General features: G+C 72.3%; 6 protein-coding genes. 2 read left to right on the top strand and 4 right to left on the bottom strand.

What is annotated here, in order from left to right:
- Positions 1-78: 78 nt before the first annotated feature.
- The 3 genes from ACWGDE_RS33240 to ACWGDE_RS33230 all read right to left on the bottom strand — a co-directional run bounded on the left by ACWGDE_RS33240 (position 79) and on the right by ACWGDE_RS33230 (position 4,654).
- Positions 79-2,130, bottom strand: coding sequence for a SpoIIE family protein phosphatase (locus ACWGDE_RS33240; protein ID WP_453392771.1), 2,052 nt, complete (start codon positions 2,128-2,130; stop codon positions 79-81).
- A gap of 275 nt (positions 2,131-2,405) precedes the next feature.
- On the bottom strand, positions 2,406-3,125 hold the full coding sequence (gene fomD / locus ACWGDE_RS33235) for a cytidylyl-2-hydroxypropylphosphonate hydrolase (RefSeq protein WP_453392770.1): 720 nt from the start codon (positions 3,123-3,125) through the stop codon (positions 2,406-2,408).
- Positions 3,126-3,238: 113 nt separating this feature from the next.
- Entirely contained in the window at positions 3,239-4,654 is a 1,416-nt protein-coding gene (locus ACWGDE_RS33230) for a class II fumarate hydratase (protein WP_453392769.1), read from the bottom strand.
- A 107-nt stretch (positions 4,655-4,761) separates the two neighbouring features.
- Here ACWGDE_RS33230 and ACWGDE_RS33225 point away from each other — a divergent pair, with 107 nt between their 5' ends.
- On the top strand, positions 4,762-6,303 hold the full coding sequence (locus ACWGDE_RS33225; RefSeq protein WP_453392768.1) for a ricin-type beta-trefoil lectin domain protein: 1,542 nt from the start codon (positions 4,762-4,764) through the stop codon (positions 6,301-6,303).
- 92 nt (positions 6,304-6,395) lie between these two features.
- Here the strand turns inward: ACWGDE_RS33225 and ACWGDE_RS33220 are convergent, their stop codons facing one another.
- The gene (locus ACWGDE_RS33220) at positions 6,396-7,172 is read right to left on the bottom strand and encodes a glycerophosphodiester phosphodiesterase (RefSeq protein ID WP_453392767.1); all 777 of its coding nucleotides are present in this window, start codon (positions 7,170-7,172) and stop codon (positions 6,396-6,398) included.
- A gap of 53 nt (positions 7,173-7,225) precedes the next feature.
- Between ACWGDE_RS33220 and ACWGDE_RS33215 the strand changes: the two genes are divergently transcribed.
- Positions 7,226-7,588, top strand: coding sequence for a hypothetical protein (locus ACWGDE_RS33215; RefSeq protein ID WP_453392766.1), 363 nt, complete (start codon positions 7,226-7,228; stop codon positions 7,586-7,588).
- Positions 7,589-7,695 lie beyond the last annotated feature (107 nt).

Below are 7,695 nucleotides of genomic sequence, written 5' to 3'. Positions count from 1 at the left end.
ACCCCCCGACCCCCCCGCGTCCACGACTGCGGGGGCGTCGGCGTTCGACGTTCGGTGCGGGCGCGGGCGCGGGCGCGGTCAGTGCCGGTCGGATCCGCTCGGCAGCGCCAGCTCGAACCAGACGACCTTGCCGCTGCTCAGCCGGGTGGCACCCCAGCGGCGGGCCATCCGGTTCACCAGGAACAGCCCGCGGCCGCCCTCGTCGGTGTCCCGCGCCCGGCGCTGGCGCGGCAGCTGCGGGGAATCGTCCCCGACCTCGCAGCGCAGCACGTCCGTACGCAGCAGCCGGAGCGTGACCGGACGCTCCGCGTACCGCACGGCGTTCGTCACGACCTCGCTGACCAGCAGCTCCAGGGAGTCCTGGAGCTCCTCCAGCCCCCAGCGGGCCAGCGCGCGGCGGGCGAACCGGCGGGCCCGGCCCGGAGCGGTCTCCTCCGGGTCCAGGAACCAGTACGCCACGTCACTGGGCGCGATCCCGTCGAACCGGGCCGCGAGCAGGGCGATGTCGTCGTCCCGGTCGCCCGGGCCCAGCATGTCCAGGATGTCGTCGCACAGGGCTTCCAGCGGCGGCGGGTGGTCCAGGCCCGTCAGCTGCGCGGTGGTCGCGAGGCGTTCGCGGAGCTGCTCGATGCCGGTCCACACGTCGCGCAGCCGGGACTCGACCAGGCCGTCGGTGTACAGCACGAGGGTGGCCCCGGCGGGGGCGTCCAGCTCCACGGCCTCGAAGTCCACGCCGCCGACGCCGATGGGGGCGCCGGGGGGTACCCGCAGCACCTCGGCGCGGCCGCCCAGGTGCAGCAGGACGGGCGGCGGGTGGCCGGCGTTGGCGATGGTGATCCGGTGCGACACCGGGTCGTAGACGGCGTAGAGGCAGGTGGCCATCCGGTCGGAACCCAGGCGCTGGGCCTGCTCGTCCAGGTGGTGCAGGACCTCGGCGGGCGGCAGGTCGAGCTGCGCCAGCGTCTGGGCCGTCGTACGGAGCTGCCCCATGATCGCGGCGGAGGTCATGGAGTGGCCCATGACGTCGCCGACGACGAGCGCCACCCGGCTGCCGGGCAGGGGTATGGCGTCGTACCAGTCGCCGCCGACCCGGGCCGTCTCGGCGGCGGGCAGGTAGCGGCTGGCGAGGCGCACCCCGGTGGGCTGCGGGAGGCTGTCGGGCAGCATCGTGCGCTGGAGCTCGTCGGCGATGTACGCCTCGCGCCCGTAGAGCACGGCCTTGTCGATGCCCAGCGCGGTGTGGGTGGCCAGCTGGGCGGCGACCAGCAGGTCGTTGGTCTCGAAGGCCGGCCGCTCGGGGGTACGCAGGAACACCGCCGCGCCGATGACGCGGCGGCGGCCCCGCAGCGGGGCGAGGATCGCCCGCTGGCCGCGCGGTACGGGATGGTCCGCGCCCAGCAGCTCCGGCAGCGCGGCACGGGCGGCGGCGGAGGACCCGAAGACGGGACGTACGCCGCGCAGCACCTCGGCCAGCGCCCCGCCGGGGCGGATCTCGCACAGCTCGGCGGCGGGCAGGTCGCCCTGCGGGCCGACCAGGGCCAGCTGGCTGAAGTCGAGCTCGCCGTCCGCGGTGGTCGCCGCGCCGGCGCCGGAGGTGGTGAACTCGTCGATCGGCCGGAGCCGGTCGGTGCGCCGGAGCCTTAAGACGACCGGTCCCACCGGCCGCTCGTCGCCCACGGGCAGCGGGTCGCGCAGGTAGACGAGGATGGCGTCGGAGAACGTCGGCACGGTGGCCCGGCAGAGCCCGAGCACGATCTCGTCCAGGTCGATGCCGCGCGCGATCCGCCGCGTGGCCGCCCCGACGAACCGCAGCCGGTCGCCTTCCCGACGGGCGACCGCCTCCGGCGCGTTGCCCTGTCCGGGCGCGGAGCCGGCGCCGCCGTCCTGGCGGGCCGCGGCGGCCGCGCCGCGCGCCGCCTCGGCGTCGCGGGAGCCGCTGTTCGCGGCGGAGGACTCGCGGGGGCGGGGGAGACCGGAGGCGGGCTGGCCGGCCCCCTGGACCTGCGCATGCGTGCGTACGGCCTCGGCGGCCGGGACCGGGGCCTTGCCGTGGCCCAGCTCATCCGTACGGCCGCCGGAGGCACCGGCAGTCGGCTGTGAGCCCTCCTGAGAGGTGGGGTACTCCGTCACGCGTGGCATTCCGTCCGTTTGCGCTCGATGTGCGCTGCACTCAACTCGGTCAGTCGCGGTATACCCGCTCAGCGGCGGGGACACCATCACCCCGCGGTTCCTCCCCAAACTTCGTTCGGGGGGACCCCCGTCCGCTCGATCCTCTCGTTGTGCGTCGGCCTCCGGTCAAGTCCCGTGCACGGCAGGAGTTTTACGGTGGGACGATCTCACGGCGACGCCACATGCGGCCGCGGAGGACGATCCTACGGTTGCCCCCCGGGGGCGCATCAAGGGTCTCATGAGGTCATATGCGCCGGAGTGCGGTCCCAGTCCCCGGGCAGCACCGGCACTTCCCACGAAGGGTCCGGACGCCAATCCTGCCAGGCTTCGGAGAACGGCGGACCCCAGGCCTCGATCAGGTCCACCGCGGCACGGCCGGCGGCCCGCACCCGCTCGGCCTGCTCCGGGTCCATCAGCCCGGACCGCTGGGCCTGCGCGAACTCGTCCTCGTCCCGCCACTTCCACGTGCGGTCCGGGTAGACGGAGATGTCGAGGAAGTGGTCCACCGAGTCGATCCCGCCGGACCAGCGCGTGCGCGGCTCCTCGAGGTTCACGTACCAGCTCTTGAAGCGCCAGCCGTGCTCCCAGAACAGCCACACCGACCACGGGTCCCCGGGCCGGGCCAGCTTCAGCACGCCCGCCCCGAACCAGCGCGACCGTACGGTGGTCCGCGGCGCGGTGTACCGGGTGGCGAGCGGCTCCTCGTGGACCGGGCTCCCGTCGGCGAGCACCGGCTTGACGCACTCGGTCCCCGGCGCCATCCACACGGCGAGGAGCTCGTCGGTGTCGGTCACCACCGTCACGGGCCGGCAGATGTGCACGGCACCCTTCAGTCCGGGCGCGTGGTCGCGGTAGCGCCAGAGGATCTGCTCCCCGGGCGCCCAGTGGGCGTCCCGCTCCGCGCCCTGCGCCGAGCCCCGCGCGCTGCCGCCCCCGCGGCCTCCGGTACCTGTCATGCGCAGATCTTAGGGGCGGGGCCCGGAGGATCGCTGCGGTGCAGGTCACCGAGGTGTTCGGGGACGGGAATCGACCGGATCCGGACCCCGGCGCGGGGCGAGGGGTGACATTTTCAGGGCCGGGTCATCCGCAGGACGTCCAGTGCCTCGTCGAGCTGCTCCAGGGTGAGGTCGCCGCGGTCCACGTAACCGGACTCCAGGACGACCTCCCGGATCGTCTTGCGCTCCGCGAGGGACTTCTTGGCGACCTTGGCGGCCTCCTCGTAGCCGATGTAGCGGTTCAGCGGGGTCACCACGGAGGGCGAGGACTCGGCGTACTCCCTGGCCCGGGCCGTGTTGGCGGTGATTCCGTCGATCGTGCGGTCGGCCAGCAGGCGGCTCACGCTGCCCAGCAGGCGGATGGACTCCAGGAGGTTGCGGGCCATCACGGGGAGCATCACGTTGAGCTCGAAGTTGCCCGCGGCGCCCGCCACCGCGACCGCCGTGTCGTTGCCCATCACCTGGGCGGCCACCATCAGCGCGGCCTCCGGGACGACCGGATTGACCTTCCCGGGCATGATCGAGGACCCCGGCTGGAGATCGGGGAGATTGATTTCGGCCAATCCGGTGCGGGGACCCGAGGCCATCCACCGCAGATCGTTGCAGATCTTGGTGAGCGAGACGGCGACCGTACGGAGCATCCCCGAGGTCTCCACCAGCGCGTCCCGCGCGCCCTGGGCCTCGAAGTGGTCCCGGGCCTCGGTCAGCGGCAGCCCCGTGGCCCCGGCCACTTCGGCGATCACGGCCGCGGAGAACCCGGGCGGGGTGTTGATCCCGGTGCCCACGGCCGTACCGCCCAGCGGCAGTTCGGCCAGCCGGGGCAGCGCCGCGCGCAGCCGCTCGATGCCGTACTGGAGCTGGACGGCGTACCCGCCGAACTCCTGGCCCAGGGTGACCGGGGTGGCGTCCATCAGGTGCGTCCGCCCGGCCTTGACCACCTCGGTGAACTCGGCGGACTTGCGTTCCAGGGCGAGTTCGAGGTGGCGCAGCGCCGGGATCAGCTCGTGGGTGACGGCGGCGGTGGCGGCGATGTGGATGGATGAGGGGAAGACGTCGTTGGAGCTCTGCGAGGCGTTGACGTGGTCGTTGGGGTGGACGGGGCGGCCGAGCCGCTCGGTGGCCAGGGTGGCGATCACCTCGTTGGCGTTCATGTTGGACGAGGTGCCGGAACCCGTCTGAAACACGTCGACGGGGAAGTGCTCGTCCCAGCGGCCCTCGGCGACCTCGCCGGCCGCCGAGACGATCGCGGCGGCGATGTCCCCGTCGACCACGCCGAGCCGGGAGTTGACGGTGGCCGCCGCGGCCTTGATCCGGGCCAGCGCCTCGATGTGGGCGCGCTCCAGGCGCTGCCCCGAGATGGGGAAGTTCTCCACCGCGCGCTGGGTCTGAGCTCGCCATTTGGCGTGCGCGGGGACGAGTACGTCGCCCATGGAGTCGTGTTCGGTGCGGAACCCCTCCGGGCTCCCGGCGGTCTTCTGATTCTCGGTCATCTGTGGTGCCTCCTCAAAAAGTTGAGCAATTGTCTTGTTCGGACTGTTCCCAACTCGCCTACTGGCCAGTAAATACCGGGGGTAACACTGAGATCGGGGAGGCGCTCATGGCACGTGTCCGTACACAATCCAGGCTCAGATCTACCTTCGCCGCCGTCGCGGCGGTCGCGGCCGCCCTCGGGGGCGTCACCGCCATCACCCCCATGGCCCAGGCGGCCACCGCCGCCGGCTCCTCCGCGGGGGCCTCGGCCACACCGCTCACACCCGAACTGGAGGCCATCCGGGCCGCCGAGTCCGTCAAGATCTACGGCGACTCCGCGATCCGCCCGCTCGCCGACCGCAAGACCGGCCTGATCTCGCTCGGGGACAGCGAGATCTCGGGCGAGGGCGTCGGCAACTACGACCCCGCGACCAACACCTCGTCCAACCAGTGCCACCGCTCGCCCGACACGGCGATCCACCGCACCGGCATCGCGGCCGACTACACCTTCAACGTGGCCTGCTCCGGCGGCTACACCGGCAACATCAGGATCGGCGGCAGCAAGCAGTACGCCGACGAGCTGGTGCAGAGCGACAGCCTCGCCATCAAAGCACGCAACACCAGGATCAAGATGGTGCTGCTGGTCGCCGGGGCCAACGACGACCTCCAGTTCGGCCCGGTCATGACCGACTGCGTCACCCGCTGGGTGCTCAGCCAGGGCACCTGCGAGCCCAAGTACGGTCCGGGCTGGCAGGGGCGCGTCGACGGCCTGAAGCCCAAGGTCGAGGCGACGATCGGCGACCTCAAGACGGTCATGCGCGACGCCGGCTACGCCGACTCCGACTACAAGCTGGTCGTGATGGGCTACCCCAGCCCGATCGGCCCCGACTTCAACGACAACCCCGACTTCCCCGGCAAGCTCCCCGGAGGCTGCGCCGGCTACGACTCCGACGCGGCCTGGGGCCGCAACTACGCGGTGCCCACGTTCGAGAAGGGCATGCGCGCGGCGGCCCTCGCCGCGGGCGCGACCTACCTCGACAACTCGCGGCTCTTCCAGGGCCACGAGGTCTGCATGGAGGACACCTGGGCCCGCGGCCTCTACCTCGACCTCGGGGACCACTTCCCGTGGGACGAGAACACCGCCCGGCAGTCCTTCCACCCCAACTACCGCGGCCACGGCGCCTTCGCGTCCTGTCTGACCCAGCTCTACGCCTCCGGCCTGCGCGAGGCCTCCTGCGCCGACCCGGCGAGCACCGGAACCCCCGTCCTGCAGGCCGGGGCCTGGGACGACCTGTACAAGCCGCTGAAGAACGAGGCGACGGGCAACTGCGTCGACTCCAACGGCGGATCCAGCGCCAACAACACCAAGGTCATCGGCTGGGACTGCCACGGCGGCCGCAACCAGGGCTGGTGGTACGACTCCGCGAAGAAGTCCGTCCACATCGAACTCACCCACGACCGCTGCCTCGACGCGCCCGGCGCCAACTACGGCAGCGGCACCGCGATGATCATCTGGAACTGCCACGGCGGCGCCAACCAGCAGTTCGTGCGTGACGGAGCCACCCTGCGGCCCGCCGCCGCCCCGGGCATGTGCCTGACGGTGGCAGGGGCGCACGAGCCGGTGCGGCTGCAGACCTGCAACGGGTCGGCGAACCAGCGCTTCGTGTAACGCCACCGCGTTCGTACCGCACCACCGCCAGACCTGTACCCCCGTCAGGTCGAACCCCCCACACCCGGCCGGCGCACCCCGGCCGGGTGTTCTCACATGTCCTGCATGTCCTGGAGGAGCTTGCGCACGTCCCGGGGCTTGTTGGTGATGATCGTGTCCACGCCCAGGCGCACGCAGAGCTCCACGTCCTCAGGCTCGTCCACGGTCCACACGCGCACCCGCAGCCCCTTCGCCTTCAGCCGTCCCACCAGTCCCGGGTCCTTGCGGACCAGGTCGATGCCGGGGCCCGCGTGGGTGGCGTACGGGGGGCGGGGCGGCCGCACCGCGTGCTCGATCAGGTAGACCGCGGGCAGTCCCGGTGCGAGCCGGTGCATCCGGGTCAGGGCGTTGCGGGAGAAGCTCATCACCTCGACGCGGCCGCCGCGGCCGTCCGCGAGCCCGTGCTCCCGCAGCACCCGTACGAGCTCGGCCTCCAGCCCGCCGCCCGCGCGGGTGGGGTGCTTGGTCTCCACGGCCAGTCCCACCGGGTACGGCGCGGCCAGCGCCTCCCGGAGCAGGTCCTCGAAGAGCAGCACCCGGGCCCCGGCGTGCGCGGTCCCCTTCCAGGCGCCGAAGTCGAGGGCGCGCAGCTCCTCGTACGTCATCTCCGAGACGATCCCGCGCCCGTCGGAGGTCCGCTCGACGCGGCGGTCGTGCACGCAGACGAGCCGCTGGTCGGCGGTGAGCCGGACGTCGCACTCCAGGGAGTCGGCGCCGTCGGCGATGGCCTGCCGGTAGGCCTCGATGGTGTGCTCGGGGTGCTCGTGGGAGGCACCGCGATGCGCGATGACCCGCGTACCGCGGGCCGTGGGCAGGGACTGCTCAGTCATACCCCGAACGTTATCCGGATGCGTCTGGCGGGCCGGTGTCGGATCCTGCACCGATGGCTGAACAGATCGGGATGACGCACTGCGAGCCCTGCGACTCCTGTCGGCACGAGACATGGCAGTGGATCGTCGACGGCCGGCTGCGTTGGTACGACAACTATTACTGCGCCGAGTACGAAATCTATGCGTGCGACGAAGGCCGGGGAGTGCCCCCGCCGTGGATCCGCGAGCGGGTCGTCGCCGCGGAGGGCGTCGTGCGCCTCGCCGTCGGCGGGCCGGACGGTGTGCCGCTGAAGGTCGTGCGCGAGTGGTACCGGCTCACGCTTCCGGAGCTGCGCGAGGTGCGGGAGCGCGGGTTGGACGCGACGCCGGTGGAGGCGGAGCTGCTGCGCGGGATGCGGGGCGTGGGCGTGGGGTGATCACCCCGGGGGCTGCCGCGGTGGGGCGGGGGTGGGGTGGCTGTCTCATATACACAAATCCGACCCCACGAAACACCTTATCAACGCGAAAGACGGAGACGGCAGGA

The organism is Streptomyces sp. NPDC054956 (assembly GCF_053609185.1).
Note: the sequence above shows the minus strand (reverse complement) of the source record. Positions and strands in the feature narration are given on the sequence as shown.